Origin of the sequence: Litorimonas cladophorae, from assembly GCF_014652455.1 — a bacterium.
GTDB classification, from domain to species: Bacteria; Pseudomonadota; Alphaproteobacteria; order Caulobacterales; family Maricaulaceae; genus Litorimonas; species Litorimonas cladophorae.
This window is the reverse complement of record NZ_BMYV01000001.1, coordinates 251,142-266,806: the sequence shown is the minus strand read 5'-3', so window position 1 is coordinate 266,806 and position 15,665 is coordinate 251,142. Positions and strand designations below refer to the sequence as shown.

General features: G+C 51.5%; 14 protein-coding genes. 6 read left to right on the top strand and 8 right to left on the bottom strand.

Annotated features, from left to right (window positions below; genetic code table 11):
* Positions 1 to 20: 20 nt before the first annotated feature.
* The 8 genes from IE073_RS01385 to IE073_RS01350 form a co-directional block, all read right to left on the bottom strand.
* On the bottom strand, positions 21 to 512 hold the full coding sequence (locus IE073_RS01385) for a YybH family protein (protein ID WP_233349708.1): 492 nt from the start codon (positions 510 to 512) through the stop codon (positions 21 to 23).
* The gene (metF, locus tag IE073_RS01380) at positions 509 to 1,450 is read right to left on the bottom strand and encodes a methylenetetrahydrofolate reductase [NAD(P)H] (RefSeq protein WP_189580332.1); all 942 of its coding nucleotides are present in this window, start codon (positions 1,448 to 1,450) and stop codon (positions 509 to 511) included. The genes IE073_RS01385 and metF overlap by 4 nt, the downstream gene beginning before the upstream one ends.
* 4 nt (positions 1,451 to 1,454) lie before the next feature.
* Positions 1,455 to 2,417 carry an ArsR/SmtB family transcription factor gene (locus tag IE073_RS01375; RefSeq protein WP_189580329.1) on the bottom strand — a complete coding sequence of 321 codons (963 nt, stop codon included), beginning with the start codon at positions 2,415 to 2,417 and terminating at the stop codon, positions 1,455 to 1,457.
* Between the two features lie 55 nt (positions 2,418 to 2,472).
* Complete coding sequence (locus tag IE073_RS01370) at positions 2,473 to 4,368, bottom strand: glycoside hydrolase family 9 protein (protein ID WP_189580327.1); 1,896 nt, start codon at positions 4,366 to 4,368, stop codon at positions 2,473 to 2,475.
* A 22-nt stretch (positions 4,369 to 4,390) separates the two neighbouring features.
* Positions 4,391 to 6,127: a creatininase family protein gene (locus tag IE073_RS01365; RefSeq protein ID WP_233349706.1), complete on the bottom strand. Its 1,737-nt coding sequence runs from the start codon at positions 6,125 to 6,127 to the stop codon at positions 4,391 to 4,393.
* A gap of 68 nt (positions 6,128 to 6,195) precedes the next feature.
* Positions 6,196 to 6,822 (bottom strand): hypothetical protein, encoded by a 627-nt coding sequence (locus tag IE073_RS01360; RefSeq protein WP_189580320.1) that lies wholly within the window; start codon positions 6,820 to 6,822, stop codon positions 6,196 to 6,198.
* 24 nt (positions 6,823 to 6,846) lie between these two features.
* A complete protein-coding gene (gene ettA / locus IE073_RS01355; RefSeq protein ID WP_189580317.1) occupies positions 6,847 to 8,505 on the bottom strand; it encodes an energy-dependent translational throttle protein EttA in 1,659 nt (552 codons plus the stop codon).
* A gap of 92 nt (positions 8,506 to 8,597) precedes the next feature.
* Positions 8,598 to 9,254 carry a cupin domain-containing protein gene (locus tag IE073_RS01350; RefSeq protein WP_189580314.1) on the bottom strand — a complete coding sequence of 219 codons (657 nt, stop codon included), beginning with the start codon at positions 9,252 to 9,254 and terminating at the stop codon, positions 8,598 to 8,600.
* A gap of 161 nt (positions 9,255 to 9,415) precedes the next feature.
* Between IE073_RS01350 and IE073_RS01345 the strand changes: the two genes are divergently transcribed.
* The 6 genes from IE073_RS01345 (at position 9,416) to IE073_RS01320 (ending at position 15,647) form a co-directional block, all read left to right on the top strand.
* Complete coding sequence (locus IE073_RS01345) at positions 9,416 to 11,116, top strand: molecular chaperone HscC (RefSeq protein WP_189580311.1); 1,701 nt, start codon at positions 9,416 to 9,418, stop codon at positions 11,114 to 11,116.
* A gap of 3 nt (positions 11,117 to 11,119) precedes the next feature.
* Positions 11,120 to 12,016: a hypothetical protein gene (locus IE073_RS01340; protein WP_189580309.1), complete on the top strand. Its 897-nt coding sequence runs from the start codon at positions 11,120 to 11,122 to the stop codon at positions 12,014 to 12,016.
* A gap of 19 nt (positions 12,017 to 12,035) precedes the next feature.
* Positions 12,036 to 12,833 carry an exodeoxyribonuclease III gene (xth, locus tag IE073_RS01335; RefSeq protein WP_189580306.1) on the top strand — a complete coding sequence of 266 codons (798 nt, stop codon included), beginning with the start codon at positions 12,036 to 12,038 and terminating at the stop codon, positions 12,831 to 12,833.
* 7 nt (positions 12,834 to 12,840) lie between these two features.
* A complete protein-coding gene (locus IE073_RS01330) occupies positions 12,841 to 13,641 on the top strand; it encodes a DUF2145 domain-containing protein (protein WP_189580303.1) in 801 nt (266 codons plus the stop codon).
* Between the two features lie 577 nt (positions 13,642 to 14,218).
* Positions 14,219 to 15,148, top strand: coding sequence for a phytanoyl-CoA dioxygenase family protein (locus IE073_RS01325; RefSeq protein WP_189580300.1), 930 nt, complete (start codon positions 14,219 to 14,221; stop codon positions 15,146 to 15,148).
* Between the two features lie 85 nt (positions 15,149 to 15,233).
* Complete coding sequence (locus tag IE073_RS01320) at positions 15,234 to 15,647, top strand: tellurite resistance TerB family protein (protein ID WP_189580297.1); 414 nt, start codon at positions 15,234 to 15,236, stop codon at positions 15,645 to 15,647.
* Positions 15,648 to 15,665 lie beyond the last annotated feature (18 nt).

Here is a 15,665-nt window from a genome sequence, read left to right as displayed (position 1 = left end):
ACTAGTTGCCGGACAACGTCTTATTCTGCTGAGCTTGTGTGGTCAGAGATGACCACCCAAACTCCATCAATTTTCTTGAGATGAAGTGTGTAGAGCCCGCGCGGATTATCAGACTCACGTTCCAGCTCCCACGATCCAAAGACCAGAGCGTCGTCAGCATCAATGACGTTGATCTCGAAGTTTTCAGTAGTTAGTTTACCCATCGCAGCGCGATCTGGGTAGCGTCGCTGATAACGATCTAACGTAGTTTGCCAACCATTTGTGATCGTCCCACCAGACGCAAATCGAAGGGTATCCGCTTTAACGTAGCCTTGCATATAGCCGTCAATATCCCCCGAGTTCCACGCCTCCTCCTGACGATCTAAAACAGCGATTACTTGTGGAAGATCGACTTTCTCGTCCCACGTCGACGTTTGTAAAGCGCTAAATCGCCCAACGGCGAGCCCGAGCCCAGTGCCGACTATCCCGCCCAATACAGCAAAAATCAGTAAGTTTCTTGGATTCTTCATCATGCCACCGACTCCGGTTTTTGCCGCTGATGCAGCCCTAATATACGCCCAACAGAGGACGCAATTTCCGCCCGGTTTAAGGTGTATAAATGAAAGTGGTCAACGCCTCTGTCCCTTAACTCAGCCGTCAACTCCGCGGCCAAGGTGGCCGTTAGCATATCTCGCGTAGTAGGATCATTGTCCAATCCGTCAAAAAGCCCAGCATACCAAGCCGGCACAGACACACCGCACATCTTAGACATGCGCGCCAATCCATTAAAATTTGGCTGAAGCATAAGGCCTGGGACAATGGGGATTGAAATACCCGCATCGAGAACCCGATCTTGAAAACGCCAAAAAACATCTGGCGAAAAGAAGAATTGCGTGATGGCTCGGGTTGCGCCTGAATCAATCTTTCTTTTCAGATTATCAATCTCAACGGACCAATTAGAGCTTTCAGGATGTTGTTCCGGATAGGCGGAAACGGAGACCTCAAAATCAGCAATTTTTTTGAGGCCCTCAGTGAGATCATTAGCATAGGCATAGCCGTCAGGATGAGGTGCATAAGGCTCACCGATTCCATTTGGAGGATCCCCTCGCAGGGCGACAATGTGACGAACGCCAGCGTCCCAATAAGCCTGCGCAACCTCGTCAATCTCGGCCCGACTTGCGCCGACACAGGTCAGATGCGCTGCAGGTGCGAAAGGCGTCTCCTCAACCATGCGCGCGACAGTTCGATGAGTGCGCTCCCGCGTGGAGCCGCCTGCGCCGTAGGTAACCGAGACGAAATCGGGAGACAATGGCGCAAGTTTTTCAATCGATGCCCAGAGCTTATCTTCCATTTTCTGCGTCTTCGGTGGAAAAAACTCGAAGCTAACTTTTAGGTCGGGCGCCTCTGCCGACGCGCGCGCAATGGCGCCGACGGGAGCGTTCGGGTCACGTAATGGCAGACGAGCATTCATTCGATTATCCTGTTGCTAAGAAAGCAGAGCTAGATGGGATTGCGTGCCAGACTTTCACATCAGGCGTGGCGGTGTTGGCAGCGGGCAATGTTCGCGTCGTAACTAGATCAAAGCCTGCGTCAGCCAGAAATTGCGCCATATCCTCTTGGGTAAAACCTAATCGGCGATGAGCATAATCCTCGCGATAGTTTTCCAATTCATGTGATGCAAAATCTGTAATCAGAATATGCCCCTTCGCACTCAACAGTCGCGCGGCCTCTTGGACGGCGCGCGACGGATCTTCCAAAAAGTGAAGCACCTGATGCAGTGTGACTAGATCAGCCGATCCGTCTTTAAGGGGGGCGTCGTGTAGATCGGCCTGCTGGACGGACACATGTGTGAAGGCGTCATCGGAGAGGATGTGGCGGGCGACGCGCAACATTTCGACGCTGTCGTCTACGCCGATACCGCTGCGGATGTGCGGAGCAAATAACTTGAGCATACGCCCTGTACCTGTTCCCAGATCGACCATACGCTCAAAAGTCCTTGCCGGAAGCAGGTCAAGTAAGGCAGCCTCGATATCAGCTTGCGGCAGGTATTCATGGCCAAGCTGACCTTGGTCATTGGCAACAGAGGTAAAAAACGCTTCCGCTTGGCGAGATCGATCCGCGCGGACTTTTATCAGCCGCTCTGAGTCAGCGGATAACACCTCATGGTGAGCAGGCAATGCTGCCAAGGTCGCTCCGACAATTGCGGTAGAGTGATCATGCCCTCGTTTCAGGCGGGCAAAGACCCAGCTGCCCTCTCGCATCCGCTCAACGACACCCGCTTGTTCAAGAGATTTTATATATTGTGTCACGCGCGGTTGCGATAACCCCAAAATATCCACGAGCTCACTAACGGTCAACTCGCCTTGGCTTAAAAGCGCCAAGATACGTAGCCGATCAGGATGACCCAGCGTCTTTAACAATGTGGCAGTAACGTCCATGGAATCGCTCTAGCCACTCGCAATCAAAATGTATATAAAAAAATCTTTATATGATTTAGCGCGCGTATTTAGAGAGCACCCTGAGATAGTTGATTTGATAACTATTTGAGTTCTCTGTGACTGACCAACTATTGATCGGCCAGCCTTCATTGAAATCGGCATAGGACTTCGCAGGCGGTTGGCCCGTGGGCGGCGACTTCACCGGGATTTCACACATTTTTGCGCCAAACCCGCCGCAGACATCGGCGCAACAGCCGTCGCGTTCATAACTATCATTGGGTCCACCGACGAGAAATCCGGGCGCTGGACCATATTTCGATGTTCCGACACGATCCCAATCCGTGCCATCGGCGAACCAATTGTGGTAAAATTCTGTAACCGAGTTTTCTGCGCCCTGCCCCCCCATGTTGGATAAATACGTCTTATTGAGTGGGTTCACACCGTGAATATAATGCAAATATCCTGCACCAGCATTCAGGTAATCTTGCTTCGGAGCCTCACCAACATCTGCCACGATCGCTTGGGTAAAAACTTGCGCGCGACGCATTTTGTTCGAATTACTGCCCCACCAATACCCATCAGAAAACGCGCGATAAGGATCTTCCACGTTCGCCACGGCCGGCCATGCATTATACCCATTCAGGACTTTGGTGACGTAGTCACGTTTGATGCGAGCCGCGAAACGTTTCGGGGTTTGAGGTTGGCGAGCATAATATAGCATATCGTAAGCCATTGTCCCCTCGAACCCGTTGGGGACGCCAGCGTCCATCGGGTTAACTTGGCGATAGAGCTTTTCAACGATTTCATTGAAATAGCTGTCGCCCGTTAAAGCTGACATATGTATCGCAGAAATGAGCATTTTCTTACCCATGCGGTCAGCTTCGACTTCTTGTTGTCCCGCTGCCAAACCTTCGGAACCACTTCGCGCGTCATTATTGTAGAATTTCACACGCGGGTTCGCTTCAACCCAGCGCCATGCCTTATAGGCCCGTTCGGCATATCGTCTGGTCGCTTCATCAAAACCTCGCACATCCGTATAAACCTTTGCAGCCATAGCGAATGCGCCTGCAGACGTCAGGGTCGCCGAAGAGTTTGGCGGACCATAGCGACTAGGACCTTTCGCGGCCGAAGGGGGAGACGCGCTATCTAGGCTCATCACAGAGAGCATTGCCCCGTCGTCGTTCTGCATGCGCTCTAACCAATCGAGACCCCATTTGACTTCATCCAGAATATCTGGTGTGCCATTGCCTGACTCAGGGATGCCGAAATCATCAGTCCAAACACTTGGATTTTCGAGATAGGCGGCCAGCAACCATGTCACGTAATTGGCCGTCCAGCTCGTATATTTATTATAGTCCCCCGCATCATACCATCCACCACGCAAATCGCGTGCGGTCTCTGGATTGTCCATATCGCTGAATAGGCGGGCTTCCGTATCCTGCCCTTTTCCCAGATGACTGGCTTTGTCGGCAAAGGCCGTCGAAACAAAAGGCGCGCGCTTCTCAAATCCCGCGCGTTGCAAGTATAGTGTTTTGAATGCCGTCTTTAGAACAGGCGTGTAAACCGTCGGCGAAATTTCGAAAGCGTAGCTATCCACCCCCAGAGCCATGTCGCGGACGACATAGGTACCTGGTGTTTTAACTTCAGAAAAATCAAAGTGCCAAATACGATCGCCTGAGGCGGCATCCGTGTCCCCACCCCGCCACGCCAAGGGCGCCCCTGTAAAGACCACTTTCCCAGTACCGAGGTTCACAACCCCATAGTTCTGGCTTGGGGTGAAAGAACGCCCTGCATCAAACCCAACTTTCGGGTCTTTAACAACTGCAATCTTGTCTAGCGCAGGCAAATAGCCAAACTGATCAACAATGATTGGAGGTGGCGGCGACGCCTCTGCGGCGGTTTGCGCACAAGCAGAAAGACAGAAGAGAGAGAGACAAAGCGAACGTTTCATAGAGGTAAGAGACGCTATCGGGCTATTCAAAGTCAAGCGTCTCAGTTTTAGAAATTTGTTTCAAAGCCGCTTCAATTTTCAGCTCCAGCATTTTCTGCCCAATTTCGGGATTGGCCTTCCAATAGGCGCCTGTCGCGCCTTTTGTTTGTGTTGTTTGTCGTTGTGCAGGTTTGCGAACACCATCTGGCGACACAGCCATCAGCTCTGAAGTGTCTCGCAAGCCCGCATGATAACCGATAGCTTCTGGTTGGTATCCCTCAGCTAGCAGGTGGTCAAATTGACCATTGGCGAGATAATATTCATCCAAATGTATGATTTTCTGACCTGACCGTAGCTTTGCGCTGATGGCGGCCTCGGCTTTATCCTGCGCAGCTACGCTGTCGCCGCTGTCACCCAAAATATAGACGGTATCAAACCCATGGGAGAACAAGCTGAGCGCTGTATCTTCCAGTATCATTTGAAAAACGTCTTCGCGGACGGTCAACGTTCCTGAGTAGCGCATATGACCCGTTTGGGGCGATATTCCACCCTCAGGGACATAGGCCATGACGGGGGCCACAAGCGTATTTCCGTGACGTTTCGCAATGGCCTCTGCAGTGTATCGAATGATTTGATTGTGTTTGCCTAAGACCACATGCGCACCACCTTGCTCTGTGCCGCCTGTTGGAATGATAACGGAACGATAGCCTTCGGCTTCGGCCTTTTGAACCTCGGTCCATGTCAGTTCTTCCAAATGCAAGCTGGGAGGAACATATCGCCCCACAGCAAACGCTGTCGAGGAGATACCCATTCCGCAAATTGCGAGAGCGGTTAACGCGAGCTTGTTGGATTTGGCCGCCTTGCGAAAGGGCAGCATGTAACACGCATAGACGCTTGAGAATTCTTTCGCTTCTCCGTCAGGCAATCCCAAAACGATCTCTTCAGCCTTTGCAGGAATGTAATGGGTACGAAACAGACGGTCCCAGACCGCGAAAATCAATCCCATATTTTTGTCGAAATGCGCTTCAACGCAAGAATGATGCAGTTGATGTTGTTCTGGACTGATTAAAAAGCGGTCGAGAACGGGGCCAAAGGAAAGGCGAATATGGGAATGACGCAGATTGTAACCTCCAAGATAGAAGGCCAGCGTAATCGCATTTAGCCCGCCAAACGTTAGCAATGAGAAGGGCTGTGAGAAAATATGCGTAAAGAGCACATGAACAATTGCCGTCCCTAAACCGACCAAAACACCCGTTAGGATGAGGTCGACAGGATGTTGGCGATAGAGCGTCATCGGGTTCAAGACTTCCGCCGCATGATGCACCTTGTGAAACTGCCAGAGGAAAGGCACCTTATGCATCAACCAGTGGCTAAAAAAGATCATGAAATCCGTGATCAACACGAAAGCGAAAAAGTAGAAAACAGCGGCACCCGCGAAAGGCGCATTGAAAGACGGCAACCCAATCGTCGACGCTGCGGCCAAACCTGCTTCGACTGTCGCGGGATAAACTTTTAGGATCAGCGGCGTGAAAACCAAAAGCATCACGAAAGCATTGATCAGGAAATAAGCATAATCAACGCGTGACGATTTATGCAGCCAAACGGATTTGGGGAAAATGTATTGGATGGCACCAGACAGAGACCAGTCCTTGCCCGATTGGCGAATATAGAGCCAAAACGCCATGCCCAAAGCGCTCATTAAGAACACCCAATAGGTCCGATAGCTCAGCCCTGTAAAATGCTGAGACAGGTAAGATAAGAGTATCTGAAGCAATTCCATGCTGCCGCATATCACGCAGGGCATAAAAACATCTTAATGGCCGCTCGAATCTGTGTGCGGCAATCTGGTTACGGAAGGGTCGGGTATGAGTCCGAATATTGTGAGCGGCGCTGGTCAAAAAACCCTGGCTTGGCAACAGGTGCTTCAACGGCGGCTCTGAAAGATGGATGTGCGAAAAGCGACTTAGGCGAGGACGCATAATTATCACCGCCAGCCACATTACTGATCTCTACCTTGTTGTAGCCGGGGCCAACAGCTTGCGCAAAACCGTAAGGCTGACTGATGTGAACAGCAAAGAAATAGCCTTCGCCACCAGCTTTATAGATATAGAAATTCGGTTTCCTGTCAGGTTCGAATTGCGGATCATACCGTTCATCGACTGCTCGGCCTAACTTTGCTTCAATTTCCTGAAAGAACTGAGTTGGCGACTTCGAAATATGGCGAAAAGGCAAAGCTTGAACATCATCGATCTGCTCTGGCGAGGCGATCACTGAATAGACAGGGAGGTCCTGCGCCTCGTCCAAGAACGGATATGTACCCGTCTTCACTTTATAGGCCTCAATCAGATCCCCATAATACTCTAAATCCTGCAACCGATAGACATCTGCATCTGACTGAAATGACAGATTTGTGCCGCCGCTACATCCCAGAAGGACAGAAGCGACGGTTGTGATCGCGATAGTTTTGAAGTGCATCACGCTCGCCCGCAACCAATTCGTTTAACGTTCAAATTTCACGAATTTCAGCTTCTTCGGCATGTCAGCGTCAGGGCCGAGGCGACGTTTTTTGTCCTCGATGTAGTCCGCGAAGTTTCCCTCGAACCATTCGACATGGCTGTCACCCTCATAGGCAAGAATGTGGGTCGCAACACGGTCAAGGAAGAAGCGATCATGAGAGATGACCACGGCACATCCTGGGAATTTCTCTAGGGCGATTTCTAGCGAGGACAAGGTTTCGCGGTCCAAATCGTTGGTCGGTTCATCGAGCAGCAGCAAGTTCGCCGGCTTAGTCAACATTTTCGCCAGGTTCACGCGGTTGCGCTCACCGCCAGAAAGCTGCCCGACATTTTTCTGTTGGTCTGTTCCCTTGAAGTTAAACGATCCGACATAGGCTCGCGAAGGCACTTCGCGTTTGCCCATAACGATGATGTCTAGTCCGTCGGAAATCGCTTCCCAAATATTCTTAGTCGGGTCGAGAGCGGCGCGGTTCTGATCAACATAACCGAGTTCAACCGTCTCACCGACTTTAAACGTGCCTTCATCAGGCTGTTCCTCGCCTGTGATCATTTTGAACAATGTCGTTTTACCCGCACCGTTCGGACCGATGACGCCGACAATACCACCACGAGGCAGTTTGAAAGACAGGTCTTTGATAAGCAGTTTGTCGCCAAACCCTTTGGAAACATTATTAGCTTCGACAACGATATTGCCGAGGCGGTTCCCCATAGGGATACGGATTTCGGCATGTGAGACGACTTCTGTATCGGCCGAGTTCCGGAGTTCCTCATACGCGCTGATCCGCGCCTTTGACTTAGTTTGGCGAGCTTTAGGGTTAGAGCGGATCCATTCCAATTCGCGTTTCAGAGCTTTCGTTTTAGAATCACCTTCGCGACCTTCTTGCTCCATGCGCTTAGCTTTCGCGCCCAGCCAAGATGAATAATTGCCTTCATGAGGATATGTTTTGCCGCGATCCACTTCGAGGGTCCAATTTGTGATATTGTCGAGGAAGTATCGATCATGGGTAATCAGTATGATCGCGCCTTTGTAATTCACCAAATAGCTTTCCAGCCAGCCCACCGTCTCCGCATCCAAATGGTTGGTCGGTTCATCAAGAAGCAAAAGATCCGGCTTAGATAGCAGTAACTGACACAGAGCTACGCGACGGGCTTCACCGCCAGAGAGTGATGTCACGGGGCTATCTTTTGGCGGACAACGCAAGGCCTGCATCGCCATCTCAATTTTGGAATCAATATCCCATGCATCGCGCGCATCAACTTGCTCTTGCAGCGATGTCATTTGGTCCATCAACTCGTCTGTATATTCCTCGGCCATATCCAGGGCAGCTTTGTTATACGCATCAAAAATTTGCTTATCTTCGCAGCCTTCAATAACATTCTCCCAAACCGTCTTGTCCATGTCGAGCTTCGGCTCTTGTGGCAAATAACCAACTTTCGTGCCCTCGGCGGCCCAATGCTCGCCCGTCACTTCGGTATCAACGCCGGCCATGACTTTCATCAAAGTCGACTTACCTGCGCCGTTAACACCGATCAGGCCAATTTTGGCGTCGGGGTAGAAGGACAGATGAACGTTATCTAGGATGGTCTTATTGCCGAATTTCTTCGTCAGACCTTGCATGTGATAGCAGAATTGGCGGGCCATAATGCGCTCTTTATCTATGTGTAATTTCCCGCGCGATATGTGGTGATAAAGCCCAAATTGCAAGGCCTTTGGGCCGCTAGGCTCTGATCACTTTAATTAGGTAAATGGCCTGTCTTCACATAGATCAAACATCCCTCATCGCTGAAGGGATTATGTTGAGACAAATGCGGACTGCGCAGCCATGTGCCTTTCGGGTAATCCCCCATTTCGTCTTGGAACGTGCCTTCAAGCACGAGAATCTCTTCGCCGCCCCAATGCCGGTGCGGCGCAAAATGTGTCCTAGGTGCCCAGCGGACCAAAGCACAGCTTTCGCCCTCATGACTATGGAGCGGCAAAACACTCAGCCCGGGAACCTGCCCGGGTCCAAATTCTGCGTCGCGTGTATTGATCGAAAATTGTGCGGTATCCGTCTGTGCGAATTGTTGCAGTTTTACAAATATAACGCATCCGTCTTTGGAGTGAGGCTTATGCGCGGTTCCAATTGGATTGCGCACATAAGTGCCAGCGGGATAATCGCCATGTTCATCAGAAAAAACACCCTCGAGAACTAGGAATTCTTCACCGCCGCTATGGGTGTGTTCACTGAAATAGGATTCTGGGGCATACCGCACGAGAGACGTCGCACGGGCGACTTCGCCTCCAATACGGTCTAGTTTACGACGCTCCACGCCCGCCATAGGCGACGCTTCCCAATCCATAGCATTGGTGTCTATCGCAACACGTTGACTAAAATCGGCTTTTAGATTCATGACAGCTTCCTATTCCTGGTTTTGATAGCCCGAATTGAGGACGCATGTAGACACATTTTCGCGATGAAATTCAGACACTAAAATTGCCCTACGCGGTCTTGACTTCATACATGCAAGACGGGACGAAACAGGTCTAATTTAGCACTCAAAGGCTCCGCTTCATGGCACTCGTCGGTATTGATCTCGGCACGACCAATTCGCTCATATCGGTCTTCACCGATGAAGGGCCGAAACTGATCACCAATGGAACGGGTAGCTTTCTGACACCCTCCGTCGTCGGTTTGTCCGATCAAGGTGATATCATCGTCGGTGAAGCCGCAAAACATCGTTTAGTCACTCACCCTGAAAAAACTGTTGCGCGGTTCAAGCGGGCTATGGGCACCGCCAAGCAACATCAACTTGGTAAAACCCAATACAAAGCCGAAGACCTATCAGCTTTGGTCCTGCGTTCGCTGAAAGCCGATGCAGAAAAATATCTCGGTGAGACTGTGGACCGGGCGATCATTTCTGTTCCCGCCTATTTCAACGATATCCAGCGCAAGGCGACCTATGCTGCAGGAAAAATGGCGGGGCTCAAAGTCGAACGCCTCATCAACGAGCCTACGGCCGCGGCGCTCGCCTATGGCTTGTCGGCCAAGGAAGATGAGAACACCTTTCTCGTGATCGATTTAGGCGGCGGGACGTTTGATGTGTCCATTCTTGAAATTTTCGACGGCGTCATGGAAGTCCGCTCAAGTGCGGGCGATGCCTTCCTTGGCGGCGAAGATTTCACGACCGCCGTTGAGGATTATTTTTTGACGCAGCTTGAGACGCCTCGCGAAAAGATGAAGCCCAAAGATTTGGGCCGTCTACGGGACCTAGCGAACAAAGCCAAAGTTGCACTCTCCGAAAAAACCAACGTCACGGTCAAGTTTCTGTCAGGAAAAATTGAGAAAGAGCTCACATTAGACCGGGCAAAATTCGAAGACTTGACGCAGAAATTGCAATCGCGGATGCGGATGCCTTTGCAGCGCGCGATCTCGGATGCGGGCCTGCGCAGTTCGGACATCGAACGCATCATCCTTGTCGGTGGCGCAACACGCATGCCCGTTATTCGGGCAATGGTAACGCGCTTGCTCAAGAAATTCCCCGAACACAGCATCGATCCAGACGAAGTCATAGCCTTAGGCACGGGCGTGCAATCGGGCCTTTTGGACCGTCATGAGGCCTTAGAAGATGTCGTCATGACAGACGTTTGTCCGTTCACCTTAGGCACGGATATCGCGCGCGAAGTTGGGCCTAACCAATATGAGTCAGGCTATTTCCAACCCATCATTGAACGCAATACCGTCATTCCCGCCTCTCGCGTGGTGAGAAATTCCACCATTCGACCAGGGCAAGACAAAGTCGGCATTCAAGTTTATCAGGGCGAAAGCCCACGCGTTGAAGACAATGTCCCGCTCGGCGAGATCACGATCAATCTGCCTAAGGAAAAGGACAAGCATCAGGATTTCGACATTCGTTTCACCTATGACGTGTCGGGCGTGTTGGAGGTCTTGGTGACCGTCGTTGGCACGGGCAAGACTGAACAGCTCATTCTTGAAGGAAATCCCGGAAGCCTTAGCCAGGCCGAAATCGCGAAGCGGTTAAAAGCGTTGGATAAGCTGAAAATTCACCCGAGGGATGTCGGCGAAAATGCGGCGATTATAAATCGCCTAAAAGCGGCGTATGAAAACCACCTCGGTGACATTCGGGCCGCGATTGAGCACAATCTCGTACAATTCGAACATGTCCTGAGCAAGCAAAACGACACGGACATCAAGTTAGCCCGCGACGCCGCTGTCAAATTTCTTGATGAGCTTGACCGTATGGACGTGTTTTAATTCATGGCACGACACCAACCATATTTTGTCACGCTCGGATTGGACGAACCGCCAAAGGACCGCAAAGCGGTGAAGCTTGCCTACTCCCGCCAACTCAAAAAAACGCGTCCGGAGGATGACCCAGAAGGTTTTATGCGACTGCGGGATGCCCATGATGTCGCCTTAAATATCTTGGCGCGGCAGGCAGAAAAGGCCGCTTGGGAAGCCAAGCAAAGCCCGCCATCTTCCGTTTCAGAGATCGACGGCAACAGTCCGAGCGAGGAGCCGACCCCCGATGCCGCACTGGCACCTAGTTTGACTTATGGCGATATGCTCCCCGATGCTGAAACGGCCAGCGCGACAAGCTATGCCATTGGTCGAACGCCCGCACTTGATGCGCCGGCTCTTCCAAATGTCCTTGGGGCTGATTTTGGCCGTTCATCCGACCCTCAAACGCCGCCACTCCAACAGGACATCATCGATCTGTTTAGCCACACGCGATATAATGACCGCGAGAATTGGAACCATCTATTTCGTAAGGCCCGTCAACTCGACATCGACGACTATGTCGATTTCGAATATTCACTGATGGATATGGTTCTCAAATTTCATGGCTATTACGATCCTGACACACCGCATTTTGACCAGCCCGAAAAGCTGCCGCAAAAGCTATCGCCGTCAATTGCGGCCTCTCTTTTCAAGACGATGAGCTGGGACCAAGTGAGTGGTTTGACCTATCAGAAAGCGGCACAAATCGACTGGTTAAACCGCCGAATGCACATGTCCCGCATGGGGACGGTGCCCCTCAACGATATGCCTGCCTCTCCCATTCAAGGGCCTTCAATCCTCGCACGCTGGTTTTGGCCAGCCTTGGGTGGTCTTATAGCCCTCGCCCTTCTTGCCGATCTCCTGACGACCTAACGTCTTCGAAAGCTGCCAAATGAAAATCGCCACTTGGAATGTAAACTCCATCAAAGCCCGCATGCACGCTGTCCTAGCTTGGCTGGAAGCTGAGCAACCTGACGTCGCGTGTTTGCAAGAAATCAAAACCGTGGATGCGGACTTCCCGCGTTTAGAAATTGAAGCGCTCGGATATAATGTCGAAACCCACGGACAGAAAAGTTACAACGGCGTCGCCCTCCTCTCGAAGACGCCTATGGAAGACATCCGTCGAGGTCTGCCGGGTGACGACACGGATGAACAAGCCCGTTACATTGAAGCCCTAGTGTCGACCGATCGCGGCGCTGTCCGCGTCGCGTCCATTTATCTTCCCAATGGTAACCCCGTCGGCGAAAACCCGATGGAGAGTCCGAAATACACCTATAAACTCGACTGGATGGACCGCTTGCGAACCCATGCGATTGAGCTGCTTAAGCACGAGGAGCCGCTTGTACTGGCGGGCGACTACAATGTAATTCCGCGTCCTGTGGACACACATGACCCACACGGTTGGTGGGGAGACGCGTTGTTCCGCCAAGAAACCCTAGATGCCTTTCACGCCATCCGAAATATCGGGCTCTATGACTTATTTGACCAATTTGATGGCCGCGACGGGCAATATACGTTCTGGGATTACCAAGGCGGCGCATGGCAAAACAACCTCGGCATTCGCATTGATCACTTGCTTTGTTCCCCGCAAGCGATTGACCGCGCGCAAGGCATTGCGATTCACAAAATGACCCGCGAAGGCGTGAAGCCGTCTGACCATGTACCTGTGGTCGGCGAATTCGACCTTTAGACCCTGGATGAGCTTGCGCGCCAAAATCATCGTCGGACTGATCGTCGCCCTCCTCGTCGCGGTCTTCGGATATGGGTGGCACATTCGAACGGTTTACGCAGGATATACGGCCTCCACAGATTCTGGCGACGCGCTTTATCCGCGTGAAACCTTAGAGGATTACGGTCAGCAAATTCTGAACGAACTGACCGCCAAAAATGTGAAGCTGGCCATTGTTTCGCGCGCGGGACAGACCCGAGACAAACTGCCAGACGGTGTGATGTTCACCCATAGCGCCTTTTTTCGGCGGAATGCGACAGGCGGATATGATGTTTACAATCTTTATCATGGCGAAGAAAATCGCCTGCGCTCTACCCTCGTCACCGACACCCCAACCGATTTTCTGCGCCTTTTACAAGAACCCGATGCGGGCATTTTAATCCCTGATGCGCAGATGCAAGACCAGCTTTTCGACATGCTCGAAAGTCCGAAATATGCGGCCGTTCACCAAGCTGATTACTCGCTGATTTCCAACCCCTTCGATTTGCGCTGGCAAAATTGCAACGAGCTGATGCTCTTCGCAATTGCGGCAGTGATTTGGGACACGACGGATCGCAAAATGTTGCGCAACAAGCTCGCGGCAACGATCACGCCGACGGAGCTTAAAGTTTCGCCCTTGCGTCGTCACTTTGGCCCGATGATTGATGAGCGCCTCATCCTCGATGATCACGACGAGCGCGTTCTGACAACGACCTTTGGAACGCTCACGCAACTCATCGACATTTCAGGCCATTTAGACGCCAGTTATATTTTAATGTTTGATAATTAGCCAAGCGACATCGCTCACAGCCGCTCTCCCGTCACTTGGGGGCGTCTGCCAAAATGCGATTCCCGAAAGAATGGGACTGTCCGCGTGGTCGATATTCACGATGGAATACCAGAATAGAAATGTTGTTTTACGCGAAAATCAAGAGTTGGGTTGTCATGCCAACTCGCCACGCGGCAATGGTTTTTGAAGAAGCGGCCAGTCATAAACCCCCGAGTTCAGACACTTGGACTGACGGGTCGGCTCTCACTCCTAAAGGTCCGGCTCACTCTACGCTCTCACACACAGACGCTCAACCCCACCGTCCCCCAAACCAGCAAGCGAGGCCCCGCCTGTCCCATGTCCGAAAGAACCCGTATAAGTTACCACGGGTTTTTTAAGCGGGGATCATTCTCTTCGAAAATCTTCGTAATACCTTCTAGACTACAGGAATTATTTAAATCTTGTTTACCCGAGTTCGCCCCAAATCAAGGACGCTTTCGCCAAAACGGCTTTATACAGTCTGGGTTTTACCTAAAAGGATGCGTATGATCGATTGTGAAACGACACCAATATTGACTTTGCGGATTGTAAAAACGTGATGACCGACCCATTCGTAACACCCGAACTGCAAACTCAATTTGCCACGGAGGGCTACGCCTTACTTTCTGACGCTATCCCAAAGTCGACGTTGCAGCGCTGGCAAGATATCGCCGCCGTTCGCGAGGCAGAGGCCATTAAATGTTTTGAGCAAGGCGAGCCTATGGCAGGCGCCTGCGTCGTCGAAATCGAAAACGCCCCCGCGCGACTACTGCGTTACGACAATGTTTTTCATACAGATCCAGAGGCACTGCTTGACCTACTGGCGACGCCCGCGTTGCTTGCGGTTGCACGGGATATATGCGGACCACTGGCCGTTCCGATGCAAGCCGACATCCTGTTCAAATATCAACATCCGCATTCCCTGATCGCTTGGCATCAAGGTGCGCCCCATGATCGATCGGCCCCTTACCTGAATGTCGGAATCTATTTAGATGATGCGCCAGAGGGGGATGGATGTCTGCGCTATGTTCCAAGGACGCAGCACGGATTGGAAGACATTTCGGGACTAACGCAATCCCATGGGTGGGATATACCTGGCGTGATCGAGCAATCGGCCCAAGCCGGAGATATTCTGGTACAGGATATGATGATCCTACATGGCTCACAGCCAAAACATTCACCCGGTGCCCGACGAACAATTTATGTCGAGTATCGTCCTTATGACGCCATTATCCGTGGCGGGGCACAGTCAAAACATTGGGCTGATTTAAGGTTGGCGCTGATGGGCGCGGTGCTTGCGCGTGCCAATCCCGCCGATCGGCCGAAAAACTGGGAAATCGATTATCCCGTTGTAACGCATGAAGAGGCATTAGAGCTGTTCAGAGAGATTTTGGCTTGCCCCGAACCCCCTATCCCGTCTGTTTACAGTGAAAGACCCGTTGAACACCCCGCCTATCCCATACCAGAGGGATTTGAATTATCCGGATAACGGAATTGAGCGAGGTGAATAGATTTTATTTTCCAAATACAGATTTTCTACTGCCTATATCCCACCATTCTGCTATTTTAAGTTCATGATTATTTCAGCCGACACCGACAATATGATGCGTCTGCTCTCCCAAGTGATCTTGGCCGACGGGCATATCCATAAATCAGAACTCATCGCCTTTGTAAGCGGCGTTCAAGAATTAGGGTTGGCCGACCAATCTGGGGCGGTCCTTTCGGCGGATCAAATTCGAGCGTGGTTTGAAGGATATAAATTAGAATTGAACAAGACTTGGTCCACCCAAGCCAAGGACGTTGCACTCACTCACCTTATCCTTAGCCTCGCCGAGTGGCCCAACAAGCAAGCCGTCGTTGATGTGCTCGCGAAAATCAGCGTGTCAGATGCGGAATTCCACATCGAAGAAAAAACCCTCATCTCTATTGTTCGGGCTTATTGGCAATACGAAGGTTTGGACGCGCCGGGCGCGACGATTGTGACTTAGAACACGGCCGTATTTTTG